At 52.4% G+C, this 17,693-nt stretch carries 13 protein-coding genes and 1 pseudogene; 8 read left to right on the forward strand and 6 right to left on the reverse strand.

The window, feature by feature from the left end:
- Positions 1-84: 84 nt before the first annotated feature.
- Positions 85-1,512, reverse strand: a complete 1,428-nt coding sequence (locus tag NDA02_RS03895; protein ID WP_348254438.1) for a hypothetical protein — start codon at positions 1,510-1,512, stop codon at positions 85-87.
- Between the two features lie 152 nt (positions 1,513-1,664).
- Here NDA02_RS03895 and NDA02_RS03900 point away from each other — a divergent pair, with 152 nt between their 5' ends.
- Complete coding sequence (locus tag NDA02_RS03900; RefSeq protein ID WP_190794143.1) at positions 1,665-2,624, forward strand: alpha/beta fold hydrolase; 960 nt, start codon at positions 1,665-1,667, stop codon at positions 2,622-2,624.
- Positions 2,625-2,729: 105 nt separating this feature from the next.
- On the forward strand, positions 2,730-3,764 hold the full coding sequence (locus NDA02_RS03905) for a 2-dehydropantoate 2-reductase (RefSeq protein WP_190794142.1): 1,035 nt from the start codon (positions 2,730-2,732) through the stop codon (positions 3,762-3,764).
- Here NDA02_RS03905 and NDA02_RS03910 read toward each other — a convergent pair.
- Entirely contained in the window at positions 3,724-4,560 is an 837-nt protein-coding gene (locus NDA02_RS03910; RefSeq protein WP_190794141.1) for a sugar phosphate nucleotidyltransferase, read from the reverse strand. The genes NDA02_RS03905 and NDA02_RS03910 overlap by 41 nt on opposite strands.
- 524 nt (positions 4,561-5,084) lie before the next feature.
- Between NDA02_RS03910 and hpsL the strand changes: the two genes are divergently transcribed.
- The 3 genes and pseudogenes from hpsL (at position 5,085) to hpsO (ending at position 9,204) form a co-directional block, all read left to right on the forward strand.
- On the forward strand, positions 5,085-6,860 hold the full coding sequence (hpsL, locus tag NDA02_RS03915; RefSeq protein ID WP_190794140.1) for a hormogonium polysaccharide biosynthesis protein HpsL: 1,776 nt from the start codon (positions 5,085-5,087) through the stop codon (positions 6,858-6,860).
- 187 nt (positions 6,861-7,047) lie between these two features.
- Positions 7,048-8,013 (forward strand): annotated as a pseudogene (gene hpsN / locus NDA02_RS03920) (hormogonium polysaccharide biosynthesis glycosyltransferase HpsN); the annotation flags it as partial.
- A gap of 21 nt (positions 8,014-8,034) precedes the next feature.
- Positions 8,035-9,204 (forward strand): hormogonium polysaccharide biosynthesis glycosyltransferase HpsO, encoded by a 1,170-nt coding sequence (hpsO, locus tag NDA02_RS03925; protein WP_348254573.1) that lies wholly within the window; start codon positions 8,035-8,037, stop codon positions 9,202-9,204.
- A gap of 3 nt (positions 9,205-9,207) precedes the next feature.
- Here hpsO and NDA02_RS03930 read toward each other — a convergent pair whose 3' ends face one another.
- The gene (locus NDA02_RS03930; protein WP_190794139.1) at positions 9,208-9,555 is read right to left on the reverse strand and encodes a PRC-barrel domain-containing protein; all 348 of its coding nucleotides are present in this window, start codon (positions 9,553-9,555) and stop codon (positions 9,208-9,210) included.
- A gap of 128 nt (positions 9,556-9,683) precedes the next feature.
- On the opposite strand from NDA02_RS03930, the gene hpsP reads away from it, so the two are divergent.
- Entirely contained in the window at positions 9,684-10,847 is a 1,164-nt protein-coding gene (gene hpsP, locus NDA02_RS03935) for a hormogonium polysaccharide biosynthesis glycosyltransferase HpsP (protein WP_190794138.1), read from the forward strand.
- A 39-nt stretch (positions 10,848-10,886) separates the two neighbouring features.
- Here the strand turns inward: hpsP and NDA02_RS03940 are convergent, their stop codons facing one another.
- The 3 genes from NDA02_RS03940 to NDA02_RS03950 all read right to left on the reverse strand — a co-directional run bounded on the left by NDA02_RS03940 (position 10,887) and on the right by NDA02_RS03950 (position 13,173).
- Positions 10,887-11,228 (reverse strand): antibiotic biosynthesis monooxygenase, encoded by a 342-nt coding sequence (locus tag NDA02_RS03940; protein ID WP_190794137.1) that lies wholly within the window; start codon positions 11,226-11,228, stop codon positions 10,887-10,889.
- A gap of 244 nt (positions 11,229-11,472) precedes the next feature.
- Complete coding sequence (locus NDA02_RS03945; protein ID WP_348248424.1) at positions 11,473-12,132, reverse strand: phosphoribosyltransferase; 660 nt, start codon at positions 12,130-12,132, stop codon at positions 11,473-11,475.
- A 162-nt stretch (positions 12,133-12,294) separates the two neighbouring features.
- Positions 12,295-13,173 carry a 4-hydroxybenzoate solanesyltransferase gene (locus NDA02_RS03950; protein WP_348254441.1) on the reverse strand — a complete coding sequence of 293 codons (879 nt, stop codon included), beginning with the start codon at positions 13,171-13,173 and terminating at the stop codon, positions 12,295-12,297.
- 478 nt (positions 13,174-13,651) lie between these two features.
- Here NDA02_RS03950 and NDA02_RS03955 point away from each other — a divergent pair, with 478 nt between their 5' ends.
- Positions 13,652-14,506 (forward strand): cyanophycinase, encoded by an 855-nt coding sequence (locus NDA02_RS03955; protein ID WP_190794340.1) that lies wholly within the window; start codon positions 13,652-13,654, stop codon positions 14,504-14,506.
- Between the two features lie 337 nt (positions 14,507-14,843).
- On the forward strand, positions 14,844-17,558 hold the full coding sequence (cphA, locus tag NDA02_RS03960) for a cyanophycin synthetase (protein ID WP_190794339.1): 2,715 nt from the start codon (positions 14,844-14,846) through the stop codon (positions 17,556-17,558).
- The last annotated feature ends 135 nt before the right edge of the window (positions 17,559-17,693 follow it).

A 17,693-nucleotide genomic window follows, 5' to 3' on the forward strand; every position in this document is an offset into this window, starting at 1 on the left:
GGGGAAAGGAAATTGGCAGGAATGGGTGAAGCGTTGAGGGGATGGGAGGATAAGGGCTGATTGAGCAGTTTTGCTAAAGGTTTATTATTTGTTTTGGGGAATTTGATAAAGCCGCTGGGTCATCGATCGCAGGCTGTCGTTGTTGGCTTCGTTGATGCGCTCAACGTAGTTGACTTTGACTTCGTCCAGAAGGGCGATCGTGAGTGCCTGAATTTCGGTGAGTGCCTCGTGTTGCTGGGCTTCATTACGGAAGGTTTGGTTGAAATTGCTGACGAGTTTTTGCATCAGGGCTGACCCGACTTCATCTTCCAGAGCGGTGGTAACAGCACGGTAGGCGTTTTGGGAAATTTGATTCGCCATTTCGCGGCTGAGCTGGTCTGACCAGTGGCTCATTCCCGGAATTTGGCGCAGTCCGGCATAAAGGGGAGAGCTGTTGATTGCCTGAGCAAGGCTGTGGTGCAGTAGGGCATCCAGATCCGGCTGGACTTTGGGGAAGACGCGATGCACCAGCAGATCGGTCAAGTGTCGGGATAGGACGGCGACTTCGTCTACGTTGTTGAGATCAATGTAGGGGCGATCGGGCTGAAACAGCCAGCGTTTGATTGCACCGCCGCGAATCAGTTCCTGCATCTGGTCAACAATTCGCAGCACAACCATTTCGGTTAGCTCGACGGCAACGCTCGAGACGCCCAGACGCACCACGCGCTTGCTGATCGGTCGGAGATTCACTAACTGCGATCGATGCAGCCGCACCGTCACCGGAATAATTCGCAAAATCCGCCAGAAGGGAAGCAACAGCAGCAGATCATACCAGCGCAGCACGATCGCATCCAGCCAGGTTAAGCCCGGATAGCGGCGCATCAGGAACAGAATCCGGGCAGACATCTCGATCGCAAATAGCCCGATGAACCACATATCGATTCTCCAGAACCGATCGATCGGCTTGCCGTTTTCCCCAATGCCCCGGAAATAGTTGCTGGCAAACTGAGGACGGATTTCCCGGTTAAAAAAGGCGATCGAATCATTCCAGCCTGCTTGAGTGAGATAGGGCTGACTCCAGAAAGTAGTGAGGGCCTGGGTTGCCGATTCCTGCCGCAAACGGTCGCGCATTCGGTTCTTGATGCGTTCTAGCGAACCAGACTTCCCCGCACTCTCAAACGGATTTTCTTCGATGATTTCCTCGCTGCGGCGGCGGAGGTCTTGCAGCAGTAGGGCAGTTTGGGGAGACTGTAATCCGGTTTGGGCAATCTGTTCGTTTAGGCGATCGACTGTTTGCAGGTAGGCAGCCGTGGTGCGGTGCGGTTCAATGCCTTTGATGTGGTAGCCATACGCTTGGGTGAACCCCGGAAATACACGCATATACTCATCGCGCAACGGCAAATAGCTCCAATCAAACAGCACCAGCAAGAAGCTAATCAGCGCGAGCAATGCCATCAGCTTTTCAAACCATAGCCTGCCGCGTGGCTGTTGCCTGACCCTTGCGCCCTGCCGAACTCGAACATTAATCGCCATTGCCCCACTCCTTGCCCTTTCCTAATAGGCTTTTTCTCTTTCCCGATCGCCTGAACGCTTGCAGTACAATAATTTACGATTGCTGATTTGCGATCCCCCCTTCTCTTCATCACTCAAAAACACCCTTAAAAAATCACTCCTGAGAAATGACTATGCAGGTTCGGATCTCTTCCTCTACCGGAGCCTACTGGCAGTGGCGCGGACAGTCAATTTATTACGTTAAAGCAGGGCAGCGACGCGCAGACCGTCCCCCCTTGCTACTGATTCATGGTTTTGGCGCATCCACCGATCACTGGCGCAAAAATGTTGACGGACTCTGCAACGAGTTTGAAGTGTGGGCGATCGACTTGCTGGGATTCGGTCGCTCTGCCAAGCCGGAGTGGGAATACAGCGCAGACGTCTGGCGCGATCAAATTCACGACTTTATCACTCAGGTCATTGGTCAGCCTGCAGTGCTGGCAGGAAATTCGATCGGCGGCTATGTTTCACTTTGTGTGGGCGCGCAGCGATTACCCCTTCACGGAACTGCGAAGCAAACGGATACAGTCGCAGGGCTAATTTTGGTGAATCCTGCCGGATCGTTTAGCGAAGCTCCTTCGGTGACCAAGCCCGACCCGTTCCGGGAAGTGTTTTTCAACCTGGCGCGATCAGTGATTTTGCTGCCGATGCCGAGCTATCTGCTGTTTCAGTACGTGCGGCAGCGATCGATTATTCGGCGGACGCTTTCCCAGGTCTATCTAGATCAGAGCGCGGTTACCGATGAGCTGGTAGAAAACATCTACCGTCCGTCCTGCGATGAGGGAGCGGTGAAGGTGTTTGCGTCAGTGTTCAAAGCTCCGCCCGGAGAGAAAAACGATGTGCTGGTCGAGCAGCTAACCTGTCCGCTGCTTATGCTGTGGGGTGAGGGCGATCCGTGGATGAATTCGCGAGAGCGGGGCGCAAGATTCCGTCAGCATTATCCCAGCCTTACAGAATACTATTTGCAAGCCGGACACTGCCCCCACGACGAAGTGCCCCATCAGGTGAACGCGCTCATCCGTGAGTGGATGTTGCAGTTGCCGAAGCCTGCGGTTTCTTCAGTTACGGCTGATGTGACTGTCGATTCTCAATAGAAAATATTTGGAACGGGTATCGATGCGTCCCCCAATTTTGATTCTGGAGGATCTCAGGGGCAATATAGTCCCCTGTCACACTGCTCAAACCACTTCCGATTCACCATGACCTATCCACCGCTGCCTGATTGTCGAACCTATGCCGTTATCGGGACAGGCGCACTGGGCGGATTCTACGGCGCAAGGCTTCAGCAGGCAGGCAACGAGGTGCATTTTTTGCTGCGAAGCGACTATGACACCGTGCGGCAACAGGGCCTAGTTGTGAAATCGATCGACGGAGACTTTCATTTGTCTCAGGTTCATGCTTATCGGGATGTGGGCGACATGCCTGCTTGCGATGTAGTGATCGTTGCCCTGAAAACGACGCAAAATGAGCGATTGCCTCAATTGCTGCCGCCGATCGTTAAACCAAACGGTATTGTTCTGGTGCTGCAAAATGGCTTAGGAATTGAACCGCAAGTCGCGCAGGTCGTGGGCAGCGATCGAGTGGTGGGCGGCTTGTGTTTCCTTTGCTCCAATAAAATTGCGCCTGGGGTGATTCATCATGTGGACTATAAGCAGATCACGCTGGGCGATTACGCAGACAGCTATGCCCCCTGTGGAATGACTGATCGCCTGAAGCAAATTGCTCAGGACTTTGAGCAAGCCGGAATCCCGATCATTCCATCTGAGGATTTGCTGATGGCGCGCTGGAAAAAGCTGATGTGGAATATTCCCTTCAATGGCTTATCAGTTGTTCTGGATGCCACGACCGACCGTATTATGGCAAACCCCTTCGCCCGACAGCTTTCGACCAGCTTGATGCAGGAAGTGCTCGACGGCGCAAATGCCTCGATCCAAATGCTCTCCGGTTCTGTCCATCCAGATTCTGCTCATTCAGGTTTTGCCCAGCAAACAGAGACAAATCGTGCCATCCCTGCCGATTTCATTCAAACCATGCTGGACTACACCGAAAAAATGAAGCCCTACCGCACTAGCATGAAGCTCGACTACGACGATCGCCGTCCGTTGGAAGTAGAAGCAATCTTCGGCAATCCGCTTCGCATGGCACAAGCCGCTGGAATCAATCTCCCTCGTGTTCAAATGCTTTATCAACAGCTTAAGTTTCTGGATGGGGAAAGGCGATCGGCTCAATGCTAGCGGGGGTGAAATCTCGAATTGCCTGCATCAGATCGTCTGGTGTGCCAATATCACGGTAGCTGCCCTGGGGAAACGGAACGGCGTTTACCGATAAGCCTGCGCCGATGCTCGCCTGAATCACGTCACCGATCGGCAATTCGCGCTCAGCAAGATGGGTTTGGAGAAAACGATGCAAAAACTCGGTGAAGCGAGGAGTCCAGAGGGCGATCGCCCACATATAGCGTAGATGGGTCTGCTGCGGCTTTTCAACAATTTGAAACACCTGCCCTGAGGTTGAATCAAAATCAACCATTCCCGCTTTCTGATACTTCTCGGTGGGAAAGAGCCCCAGCACAACATCTGCCCCAGTTTTTGCTTGCTGCTTCACCAGTTGCACAAAGGCATCTTCCGGCTCCAGCAAAATATCGGGAAAGCCCAGCGCGATCATGGCTCCCTGCACAAAGGGATACGCCTGGTTCAGGGTGTAGGGAACGCCGTGCGGCACATGAACTGTAAGATAGCCCAAGTGCATTTCCAGTAGCGAACCGTCGCCGTAGTATTGCGGAATATCCCACTTGCCTGGACGCAGAATAAAAAACGCTTTCTGGACTCCCGCCGATCGCATGTTCTCTAGCAGATAATGACTCACCACTTTTGGACGCATTCCTCCCTGAGCCGATCGAAAGCCGATCGGATAAAGCTCTTTGCTCATGGGTAAGGGCGCAAGACGAGTTGCCTGCCCGCCTGCCGGAAGGAGACCAATAATTTCAGGAGAACGGAAAGATGAGTTTTCTGAATCATGCGGGGCAGTGGTCATAGAAAAAGCACGGTAGAACAAAGAGATACTTTTCTTAAATTCCTGCATCTGAAGATATTGCAGGACAATTGTGCGGTTGCTTCGCAGCTTTCTGAACAGATGATCGAATTTCTAAAATTTCCGCATCAGCATCAATAGAATCGAGAAAATCAATGCATTTTCATGCGCGATCGATAGGATAACTCACCCTAATAGCTGCACTCCAGAGCACTTCCGCCAAGGGAGCGATCGAGATCTAATGCCTCACCGTGCAGGACGATCAGACGATCGTTAGATAATGAAGACTGGAATCCTGGCTTTAGTAAAGAGCGAGTGGCGTTAGGCGTTAATTAAAGGACAGCTTTATTGTATGGCTACCAGGGGAACGGCTCACCGTGCAGCAGTCACCCGAATGAGAAGAGGTTGCTGATTTTTTGAAGCCTGAGCTTTCGTAGGGGTTGCCCTTGGAGAGATTCACTTTTATCCGCTCGTTACCGTCGTGTCTTCTAGGGGAATAACTAAGGCGTAGTTCGATTGCCCCTCGGATGGTACTGAAAACGCGGCAGGCTCCAAAGCCACAGACCTCGAATGCAGAAAGCATTGCTCCCAGTTCGGCGGCTCCGAGCCTGAAAGAACGACTGGCTCAAAAGCGAAAAGCGGCGCGGCTGCGAAAGGAAATCACCAACTTTACGCTGTTTGCGGTCTTTTTTACGGTAATGGTGGGCGCGCCTCTGGCGATCGTGGGCGGCATCAAAATTGCGATCGCAGCCGTCGGCGGGGTTCTGATGCTGGCGTTTAGTTTTAAGTATCCAAAACTTGCCCTCTGGGGATTTATTATCTATCTGCCCTTTGGCGGCACAATCACCTATGCGATCGGCAATAGTCCTTTGCTTCAGCTTGCCAAAGATGGACTTTACCTGCCGGGGCTGTATGGCATTGTGCAGTACTGCAAACAACAAAAACTGCCGCTGCTGATTCCCAAAGCACTCATGCCTACGCTGGGGATTTTGCTGTTTTTTTGTATGGTGACCCTGTTAGGGGTAAATGGCTATCAGCAGTTTTTTGGCAAACCAGGCGAAAAGCCGATCGCAATGGGCATTTTGGGCTTGAAGGTGATGCTGGGCTATGTTCCGCTTATCGTCTGCGCTTACTATCTGCTCCGCAGCAAAGCAGAGCTACTGTTTTTCACTCGGCTAATGACCGTTCTGGCGATCGTCTGCTGCATTCTGGGCATGGTGCAATATCTGCTGCTGTTAACGGGACGCTGCGAAGGAACCCGGTTTGCGGTAGGCGAAGATTTGTTTAAGGCAACGCTGGAGGCACGCTGCTTTGTGGGTGGCGCGCTGGTCTACAGTCCGCAGCAGGACATGATTCGGCTACCCGGAACGTTTGTGGCTCCCTGGCAGTGGGGCTGGTTTTTGATTGCAAACAGCTTTCTTGTCTTTCCAACTGCGTTTAACGAGCCGAAGTTTTTCTGGCGGATTGCAGGCTATATCGGGCTGGGGCTAATTTTTGTGATGGCGGTCGTGTCTGGACAGCGAATTGCCCTTGCCCTCGTGCCGATCGCGATTGCGCTGCTGCTAGTCTTCACCGGACAGGTTGTGAACCTGAAGCGATTTGTTCCTGTTGCCGTGGTGCTGGGAATTACGCTGACGGCAGGGGCTCTCAATAACATGGCAACCGTTCAGGAGCGGATAAACAGCTTCGTTAGCCGATGGAATGCTTCGCCGCCCTATGCCTTTATCCTGGAGCAGTTTCACTGGGCACTCGATGACAATCTTCTCCTGGGCAACGGGTTAGGACGCGCCACCAACTCTGCCCGTGCCCTGGGAAAAACCGCGCTGGTAGAAACCTATTACCCCAAGATGCTCTACGAGATCGGTCCGTGGGGAACGCTGGCATTTTTAGCAATGGTTACAACGCTAACGGTTCTTTGCTTCAGGGCATATCGATCGGTGCGCGATCCATCCCTGCGGGGCTACGGTGCAGCTTTCTGGCTATTTATTCTATTCATCAGCTACAACACCTACTACTATCCGCTCGATGTTGACCCGGTTGCAGTTTATTACTGGTTTTTTGCGGGCGTAATTCTAAAACTGCCAGAGATCGAAAAGCTGGCGCGGCGAGAAGCAGAACAGGAATTGATCACGCCTCAAGCTGCCTTTAAAGGAAAAATTACAGGCAAAGGCACAGGTCGATTATCCCGAAAGGGCAACCGCTCTCCCTCAAGTCCGCGAGGTCAACCGTCATCAAGCCGCGAGCGATCGAGGTCTAAGCGGAGGTTTAAACAAGCCCAATTATCGTCTGAACCGCCCCCTTAGTTCCGCTATGTTAGGGAACTTTAAACCGTTTACTTCATGGTTTGGATTTACTTCCTGGTTTGGAGTATATGGAACCGTCTGTCAGGCAGCCTAAATTGCCCTAACCAAACCAAATTCCGATCGCCAAACTGTCCCCGTCCTATTCTTTAACGCGTTCATTTTCCTTTGTCCCTTTCTATCTCCTTCCATGTCTTTTCCTCTCATCTCAATCATTATTCCAACCTACGAACGCGAAACGATTCTCTGTGAGTCGATCGCCTCAGTGCTTCAGCAAGACTATCCTTACTTTGAAGTGCTGGTCGTGGACCAAACACGACAGCATCAGCCCGACACCGAGGCATATTTGCAGGAAATGGATGCGGTCGGCAAAATACGCTGGCTGCGGGTGAACTGGGCAAGTTTGCCGGGGGCGCGAAACTATGGGGTGCGGCGATCGGTTGGGGAGATTGTGCTGTTTCTGGATGACGATGTGCAGTTGCCGCCCGGATTTCTGGCAGCCCATGCCCGAAACTACGATCGCCCAGAAGTGGGAGCCGTGGCAGGACGAGTATTCGATCGCATGAAGCTGGCAGGCACAGAACCGGGATATGCGATCGAAGATTTGCCACCAGAAGCGATGGATGCGGGAATTGCCTGGTATCACATCGACCTGGTGCATACGGTCAAACCGCAGCAGGTGTTGACAGCGCGGGGCTGCAATATGTCGTTTCGCAAGACGCTGTTTACGCAGCACGACATCTGGTTTGATGAGCGGTTTCGCGGCAGTGCAGTGCGAGAGGAATCGGACTTTTGTTTGCACATTCGCAAAACAGGAATGATCATTTGGTACGACCCAGACGCGCATCTCGTTCATTTGGGCGAGGAATCAGGCGGCTGTCATGACATCAGCACGCGATCGCTTCAGTATCAAATCAGCTTCTATCACAATCATTTCTTGATGGCATTAAAAAATCTCACTCCCTGGCAAGCTTGTCGTTTGGCAGCAAGTTTGTTTGACTGCCACGTTTTGGGGCATCCGCCCTGCTACAAAAGCGGCTCTCCGATTAAGGTTTTGACGCGGGGAATTTTCTATGGCATCGGCTTGCTGGATGCGCTGATGACTCAGGTTCGCGGTTTATGGGATGCGGGTCAGGTCTACACCCAACAAGACAAACTCGATCCGCCAACAAAACCCCTGCGAATTCTGGTGGTGAGCCATACCTACATCGTCGATCTCAACTGCGAGAAACTTCGATCGCTTGCACAGCTAGAGCCGGGAACCGAGGTCGTCGTCGTCGTACCAAAACGCTGGCGACCGGGAGGCGTACAAAAAGGAACGATCGAACCTCGCAGTTGGCAGGAAGGATCGTTTCGCGTTGTGCCCGTTTCTAACTGGAGCGAAAACCATCAGGGATTGCTTTGTTTTGGTGCGGAGCTAGTCACGCTGCTGCAACAGTTTCGTCCCCAGGTGATTCAGGTTGAGCAGGGGTCGCGATCGCTTGCATACGCCCAGCTCATTGTGCTGAATCGGCTGCTGAAGCTCAACGCCAAACTGCTGTTTTTTACCTGGTGGAATTTGCCCTACAAGTTAAAACCCCCGGTATCGTGGCTAGAGCAGTTTAATTTGCGCTATACCAGCGGCATTATTTCGGGAAATCAGGACGGTGCGGAAATTCTGCGGCACCACGGTTATGAGGGCAAAATTCAGGTGATGCCTCAGCTTGGGGTAGACGAAGCGCGATTTTGTCCCCAGCCCCAGCACCAACTTGCAGCCCAGCTCGGCATTCAGCCCGATCAGTTTGTGGTGGGCTACGTAGGGCGGTTTGTTCCGGAAAAAGGACTGCTGACCCTGTGCGATGCGCTAGCGGAAATTCACCCCGAATTTAACTGGAAATGGCTACTGGTGGGACGGGGAGACCTGCGACCGACGCTTCAGGAAAAGGCTCAAAAAGCGGGAATTGCCGATCGCTTGATCTGGGTTGAAAGCGTTCCCCATGCCGAGATCCCAAACTATCTCAATCTCATGCACACGCTGGTTTTGCCCTCGGAAACTTCGCAAGATTTTAAGACCCTGACTTCTGCGGGTTGGAAAGAGCAGTTCGGGCACGTTTTGATCGAGGCAATGGCTTGTCGGGTTCCGGTGATCGGCTCCGACTCTGGCGAAATTCCTTATGTGATTGACGATAGCGGACTGACGTTTCCCGAAGGCGATGCTGCGGCACTGCGCGATCGGTTAACGCAGCTCATGGCTCAGCCGGAACTGACGCGATCGCTGGCTCAGAAGGGATACGATCGGGCGATGTTGCACTACACCAATCTGGCGCTCGCAAAACAGCAGCTTGCGTTCTATCGGCAACTGGAATAGCCGCTAATTATAAGATTCAACAAACTCAATCCGGTATTCCGGCATTTGTTCGACCTGTGCTCTGGTCAGTCCTGATGCAAACAGTTTCCGCGAATGGGGATGAATGTAAGCTCGTCTTGCAGGCAGCAGCACAACGCGCCCCCAGCCTGCCAGTTCCAGGTCAACCACTACATACTGCGGACGACCATCGTGGCTGCACAAGACATCGCGAACCCGCCCAATTCTCTCGTGCGTGGTGTGGCTCATTACGCCTGCCACTAAATCCGAAAAAATCTCTGCCCCACGCAGGTCATATCCATGAAACTGCTGACGTTTGCGGCTGCCAAAGTCGATTATTTCTACGGGAACCATGATGACGCGAGTAATTGAGTTCTTTTGATTGCTATCTCTACGCTAATTACAACCCCGGCGTTTCACCTCCCTCACAAGCATTAACTCAGAAGTCTTAAAAATTTATTCACTTCTCCCCTGTACCAGCCATGTCTTCTCTCAGAATTCTTCAGATCGTGCCTGCTCTCTCGCTGGTTTACGGCGGTCCGAGCCAGATGGTACTGGGACTGGCAAAAGCGTTGGCAATGCAGGGCGTAGAAGTAACGATTCTCACTACGGCTGCAAATGGCGATCGCGGTCAGCCTGCTTTAGATGTTCCCCTCGGAAAACCCGTTTTTCAAGACGGCTACCGCATTCTTTACTTTCCCTGTGCCCCGTTTCGCCGCTACAAGTTTTCGGTTGACCTGCTGCACTGGCTAGCAGACCATGCCCAGGAGTTTGACCTGGCGCACATTCACGCCTTGTTTTCTCCTGTCAGCACGGCGGCTGCAACGATCGCCCGGCTCAAAAAACTTCCTTATGTAATGCGTCCTTTGGGCACGCTCGACCCAGCTGATCTTCAGAAAAAACGCTGGCTAAAACAGCTTTATGGCACGCTGCTCGAACGCCCTAACCTGAGCCATGCCGCCGCCGTTCACTTTACCAGCACTCAAGAAGCAAAAATTTCTGAGCGGTTTGGAGCCGTCACTCGCGACTGGGTAATTCCCCTCGGCGTTGATTTGCCGTCCGCCCTGCCACCCATCACCCAATCAACTGTGCCTCATCTCCTGTTTCTGTCGCGGATCGATCGCAAAAAAGGCTTAGAGCTCCTGCTGCCTGCTTTAGAACAGCTTGCTGCCGAAGAAATTCCGTTTCACCTGACGATCGCCGGAACCAACCCACAAGACCCAGACTACGAAAAATCAATTCTTGATCGCTTTCAAACTTCCTGCCTTGCCTCCCGAATCACCCTAAGCGGCTTTGTCTCCGGTCCGGCAAAGTGGGCACTGCTGCGATCGGCAGATTTATTTGTGCTGCCTTCTTATTACGAAAACTTTGGCATCGCCGTCGCCGAAGCAATGGCAGCAGGCGTTCCCGTCGTTATCTCCGATCGCGTTCACATCTGGCAAGAGATTCAGCAAAGCGAGTCCGGCTGGATTGCCACCTGCGAAGTTTCCAGCTTGACTGATCAACTGCGATCAGCTCTTCAAAATCAGACAGAACGGCAGCGGCGCGGACAAAATGCTCAAGCCCATGCTCAGACAACTTATGAATGGAAAGCGATCGGCGATCGGCTGATCAAGGCATACACTCAAGCCGTCACGCTGGCTTAAACCTCTCCTCCATCCATTAACCTATCCACTCCTCTCCTGCTACGCTTCCACTCTCCCATTCTCCGATGGCTGCACATCACAAACCACTTCATAAAAAGTGACCTCTGGTGGTTTTGCAAATAGCGGCTTCATCTTTTTGAGAATTGCTTCATGCTCTTGCGATCGATTCGCTTCCATATCAGCAGGGCTATCCCAGAAAATAATTGAAATGCCGCGATCGGTTCCCGGCTCCTGCAACAAGAATGTTCCTTCAAATCCTTGTCCGTAGGTTGAAACTGCCTCTTCATAGAGGCTACAGGCTTCGTCAAATTTACCGGGTTTAAATTCGCCAATCGCAACGTAGGCAAATCTTCGCTTCAAAAAATCTTGAAATTCTGACATAGGTTTACCTAATTTCTATTACGCCAAACTTGAAAAGACCTGTAGGGTTCTGTGTAGAAGTAAGAACTCTTACAGGAGCTTCACTTTTATGATCTGCTGTAGTCTAACGCACTTCATTGGAGCGATCGGGCATCCTTTAACCTTTATTTCGAATCAGAAGACACTCAATAAAAATACTTTCAACTACTTTCAAAAATTCTCCCTTCCTGCCTCATCCCCCCATCTCTTCCATCCCCCAACTCCCTCACCCCGCTGAGGAAACCGCGTTCCCCCGCCTCAACAAATCCCGCACTTCCTCATCCGAAGTCTGATCAAAATTCTCGTACCACTGCCCGATCGAATGAAGCGGCTCTGGCATTAAGAGACAAACTACCCGATCAACGATCGCCGCCAAACTTTTTACAACCTCAGCGGGTGCGATCGGTACAGCCACCACAATTGCTTGAGCCTCAGCCGCCCGAATCGTAGCAATAGCAGCGCGAATGGTCGAACCTGTCGCAATCCCGTCATCGACCAGAATCACAGTGTGCTTCCGCAGATCAGGAAAGGCTCGATCGCCCCGATAAGCTCGATCGCGACGGTTTAATTCCTGCTGTTCCTCAGCGGTCACAGTATCTAAAGCGGCTTGAGTAATCTGCAGCGAGCGAATCACGTCCCGATTCAAGACCATGACATCTCCAGGAGCAATTGCCCCCATTGCCAACTCTTTCTGTCCGGGAACCCCAAGCTTCCGCACCAAGCAAACATCGAGCGGGACGTGCAGCGTAGCCGAAATCTCATAGGCGATTGGAACGCCACCTCTCGGCAACCCCAGCACAATCACATCCAGGCGATCTGCATAGTCTGTAAGCTGGGTAGCAAGCTGCTGTCCGGCCTCTCTGCGATCCTGAAATGGCTGCCTCATCGAAGCCTCCTCCTATCGCTGAGTCAATTTACCGCTCTCTCTGCTTTAAAGGCTAACTCGCCCACTTAGGAAGCAACCGCCAGATTCGCGATTCTTTAAAGTCAAACTCTCAAAGTCAAACCCTCACTCATTCCCCCTCTACCCATCCACTTATCCACCGCTCTACCTCAAAATTCCCAACTCCATTCCCGCCAGCAGCACAAACCCCAACCAGACATTCTGCCGAAAAATCTGACCATAAACACTGGGATCGATCGACGGCTGACGCAACTGCCAGTAATGCCAGAACCACCCCCCACAGCTGATCGCCAGACTTACCCAAAACCCAAAATTCAGATTCAGCAAAATTCCTAGAGCCGCCAAACAGACCACAGTACCAGCAAAAAATAGCCCGATCGTAAGCGGCGCATATTTTCCAAAAAAGCGGGCACTGGAGTTCACCCCAATGCGTTCGTCGTCTTCGCGATCGGCAAGGGCATAAACGGTGTCGAAACCGAGGGTCCAAAGAACGGTCGCCGCCCAAAGAAGCCAGGTAACAGGCTGCAAACTTGCGGTCACGGCACTCCAGCTAATCAGCACCGCAAACCCCCACGCCAGCGACAGCACCAACTGCGGCACCGGAAAAACTCGCTTTGCCAGGGGATACAACACAATCACCGGGATCGCCGCCACGCATAGCCAGAAGCTAAACCGATTCAGGTAAGCCGCGGCACCCCAGGCACAGGCAAAAGAGACGATCGCCACCCCAATTCCGGTATTTACTGAAAGAGCACGGGATGCCAGGGGACGATTGCGCGTCCGGTTCACCTGCGGGTCGATGTCCCGATCCCATAGGTCATTCACCACACAGCCTGCCGCGCTGGTTGCCAGAGAACCAATGACGATCACCGCCAGCAGCAGCAGAGGAGGTTTTCCCTGGGATGCCAGCACCACTGCCCACAGCGCAGGAATCATCAAAATTAGGCGTCCGGTGGGTTTGTCCCAGCGCAGGAGACGGGCGATCGTGAGCCAGGTAGGTTCGGGGGTAGGTTGGGTGAGCATGGCTGGATGGTAGGGGAGCGGTTCAGAGCACAGCGATGATTCCTCAAGCATTTTCTTAAAGAATCTCAATAATTGTGCTGTAATTATAAGTTTGTCATAGGTCTGTGTCATGGGCCTGTGAACTTCTAGCGTAGGCAAGCTTCGGCTTAAGCCGCTGCTAATCAGGAAAGCGGTAATAGAGTGCGATTGAGAGTTTCGATAAAAGCCATTGGGGATGCCAGTGATTTGTTCAAGAATGTGAAATACTAAATTAAAATATTGTTCGCCCAGCCCAGTAGTTTTTTGATTGAGAGCATTCAAAGCGTTTGTATCCGACCGTTTAAAAATCATTTAGCGAATTGTCGCCTATCGCCTCTGGAAGCTAAAGCTCGAATCCAGAGCTGGTTTAAATGAGCAGTCAACCCGGATGAATCAGCCCAGCATCTCGTTCGTCAACTTACTGGATCGATTGACCTACTGGATGTCCAGAAGCGATAAGATGCTGCAATTAAACCCTCAACTCCTGCGACCAAGGATGCCTCAGTCGAAGAACACAACCGCCGTGATGGTGATTGGCGGAGCAGAAGACAAAATTCACGGACGACAAATCCTGCAAACGTTTTTTCAACGCTCTGGCGGCACGAATGCCAAGATTGCGATTATTCCGTGTGCGTCGCGAGAGCCAGCGGCGATCGGCAGTCGCTATCACGAAATTTTTGAGGAAATGGGCGCCAAGGCGATCGAGGTGATTGACATTCGCGATCGAGACAACGCAGCCAATCCAAGCTGGCAGGCATACGTTGAGGACTGTACGGGTGTTTTCATGACGGGCGGCGACCAGCTTCGCCTTTGTGAACTGCTGTCAGACACGCTAATTATGGAGCGGGTGCGAATGCGGGCACAGCTCGGCGAAATTACCCTTGCCGGAACCAGTGCAGGCGCGGCAGTCATGGGGCAGCAGATGATCGCAGGTGGCGGCAGTGGTGAATCGCCCAATCACTCCCTGGTTGATATGACGATCGGGCTGGGCATTATTCCAGAAGTTCTGGTCGATCAGCACTTTCATAACCGCAATCGCATGGGACGGCTCCTGAGTGCCGTTGCTGCCCACACTGACAAGCTTGGTATTGGCATCGATGAAGACACCTGCGCCATGTTTGAACAGGATGGCGTTTTTCAGGTAATTGGTAAGGGAGCCGTTACAGTGGTTGATCCGGGCCAGGTATCCCACACAAACTATGCCCATGTGACTGATACAGAGCCAATTAGTATTCATAATCTGCGGCTCCACATTCTCACGCACGGTGATCGATTTGATATCTACAAGCGGCAGGTTGTCTCCTCAGGTCGCTAGAGGACTTGTAAACGCGATCGGGCAGGTTGCAGAGCTTTTTACCCTTGTTCTTCTACATCCAAAGACAATCTTTGGGAACTAATAAAGATTGGAATGCAACCCCCGAAGGAGTGAATTTAAAGCGTATTCAAGGTAGCTTGAAAAATATCTTGTGATAAAGACAACATTAAATCGTTACACTGCTGATTAAAACTGAATCTTGTTAATCCATTAAATAGACCAGCTAGATAGACCAGCTAGATCAATCAAAATGTTCAGCGTGGACATTTTACCGCTCCTTAAGGCACAAGACTAGATCTGCATCACCCGCCCCAAATTTTATTGACATCAGCCAGTTATGAAGATCCTCAAAACCCAGACGCTTCGCGGTCCTAACTACTGGAGTATTCGTTATAAAAAGCTCATTGTTGTCCGTCTTGATCTTGAGGAGCTGGCAGAAACTCCATCGAATCAAATTCCTGGATTTTATGAAGGCTTGGTTGCTGCTTTACCCAGTCTGGTCGAGCATTTTTGTTCTCCAGGCTGTCGCGGTGGCTTTTTAAGCCGGGTGCAGGAAGGCACAATGATGGGGCATATCATTGAGCACATCGCCCTGGAATTGCAGACGCTTGCATGCATGCCTGTTGGCTTTGGACGCACCCGCGAAACAGCAACACCAGGGGTGTACCAGGTCGTGTTTGAATATGTCGATGAGCAGGCGGGTCGCTATGCAGCAAGGGCAGCCCTACGGCTCTGTCAAAGCATTATCAGCAGCGGGCATTATCCGCAAGAAGAGCTGGAACAGGATATCGCCGACCTGCGTGATTTTGCGACTCAGGCTTCTCTCGGTCCCAGTACGGAAAATATTGTGCGAGAAGCCGAGGCAAGAGGTATTCCTTGGCTGTCGCTTAATACGAGAGCCATGATTCAGTTTGGTTACGGGGCGCACCAAAAGCGAATTCAGGCAACCCTCAGCAGCCAGACTGGAATTTTGGGCGTTGAGCTAGCGTCCGATAAGGAAGGCACAAAGCAGATTTTGCGCGATGCGGGGGTGCCTGTCCCTCGCGGTACGGTAATTTACTATCTGGATGAGCTGGAGCAGGCGATCGAGGATGTGGGCGGCTTCCCGATCGTGATCAAGCCTCTAGACGGCAACCACGGGCGCGGTATTACGATCAACATCACGGACTGGCAGTTGGCGGAAGAAGCCTATGACGCTGCTAAAGCGGTTGCCAAAGGCGTGATTGTGGAGCGGTACTATGTCGGGCGTGACCATCGAGTCCTGGTGGTGAATGGCAGAGTTGTCGCAGTTGCGGAGCGGGTTCCGGCACACGTAGTAGGAGACGGTCAATCGACGATCGCCGAACTGATCGAAGCAACCAATCGCGATCCCCGGCGCGGCGTGGGGCACGACAACATCCTGACCCGCATCGAACTTGATCGCACCTCCTGGGAACTGCTAGAGCGACAGGGCTATGATCTGGATACAGTCTTGCCTGGAAACGAAATCTGCTATTTGCGAGCAACGGCAAACTTGAGTACAGGCGGCATTGCGATCGATCGGACCGATGAAATCCACCCCGAAAACGTCTGGATTGCTCAGCGCGTTGCCAAAATTATCGGGCTGGATATTGCCGGAATCGATGTGGTTACGTCGGATATCTCCCGTCCGCTGCGCGAAATGGATGGCGTGATTGTCGAAGTGAATGCAGCTCCCGGTTTTCGGATGCACTTCTGCCCCAGTGAGGGAATTCCGCGCAATGTGGCTGAGCCTGTGCTGGATATGCTGTTTCCGCCGGGAACCCCTTCTCGGATTCCGATTCTGGCAGTCACAGGTACAAACGGCAAAACAACCACGACTCGATTACTGGCCCATATCGTGCGGCAAACCGGGCAGATGGTGGGTTATACGACAACCGACGGCATTTACATCGGCGATTATCTGGTTGAGCAGGGCGACACCACGGGACCGCAAAGTGCCCAGGTGATTTTGCAAGATCCCACGGTTGAGGTGGCAGTACTGGAAACGGCGCGGGGCGGGATGCTGCGATCGGGTCTGGGCTTTAGCGAGTGTGATATTGCAGTCGTGCTGAATGTAGCAGCCGATCACCTGGGCATTGGTGATATCGAAACCGTAGGCGACCTGGCACATCTCAAGAGCGTGCTGCCAGAAACTGCCCGTCCCAATGGATACGCGATTCTAAACGCAGATGATCCGCGGGTGGCGGAAATGGCGGCGCGGGTAAAGGCACAGGTTGCCTATTTCTCGATGAATCCTGATAACGAGCTGATTCAAACGCACACGCAGCAGGGTGGCTTGGCGGCAGTTTATGAAAACGGCTATCTGTCGATTTTGAAGGGTGACTGGACGCTGCGAATCGAGCAGGCGGTGAATGTGCCGCTAACAATGGGCGGACGTGCGCCGTTCATGATTGCCAATGCACTCGCGGCAAGTTTAGCGGCATTTGCTCACGGCATTCGGATCGAGCACCTGCGGGCAGCTCTGCTCAGCTTCAAGGCATCGGCAAGCCAAACCCCCGGACGAATGAACCTCTTTAATCTGGGCAAGTTTCACGCAATGGTGGACTATGCCCACAATCCCCACAGCTACGAGGCGTTGGGTGGCTTTGTTCGCAACTGGTCAGGCGAAAAAGTTGGAGTCGTGGGTGCACCAGGCGATCGTCGCAATGAAGACTTCGTTCTGCTAGGCAAACTTTCTGCCGGAATGTTCGATCGCATTATTGTTAAAGAAGATGAGGATCGCCGGGGACGATCGGAGGGTGAAGTGGCAGCCCTGATCGTGCAGGGAATTCAGTCCGCAGGGCGGTCAGTTCCCTACAACATCATTCTGAAAGAATCAGAGGCACTAGAAACTGCCTTGAGTCAGGCGACCGACGGTGCGCTGGTGGTGATTCTGCCGGAAAGTGTCAGTCGTGCTATCAACCTGATTCAAAGTCGTCATCCCCAGGCAGAAATGACGGTTCCGAAGCAATCTGCTCCAGCAGTGCCCAGTTCGATCGTCACTACGCCAATTTCGGCAACCTATGTTCAGTCTGCAGTCAACAAGCAATAGCACGTCTAGACACTCTTTTGAGAAGGGAGATTTAGGGAAATCTCAATCGCCTTGCAACTTACCTCAGACTTTCTAAATCTTTTCCCTTTCTTTGCTTCGCAGGAAACTAAGTGTAGAAAATAAAGCGACCGCAAC

It is taken from the genome of Leptolyngbya sp. ST-U4 (assembly GCF_039962215.1).
Taxonomy (GTDB): domain Bacteria; phylum Cyanobacteriota; class Cyanobacteriia; order Elainellales; family Elainellaceae; genus Leptolyngbya_A.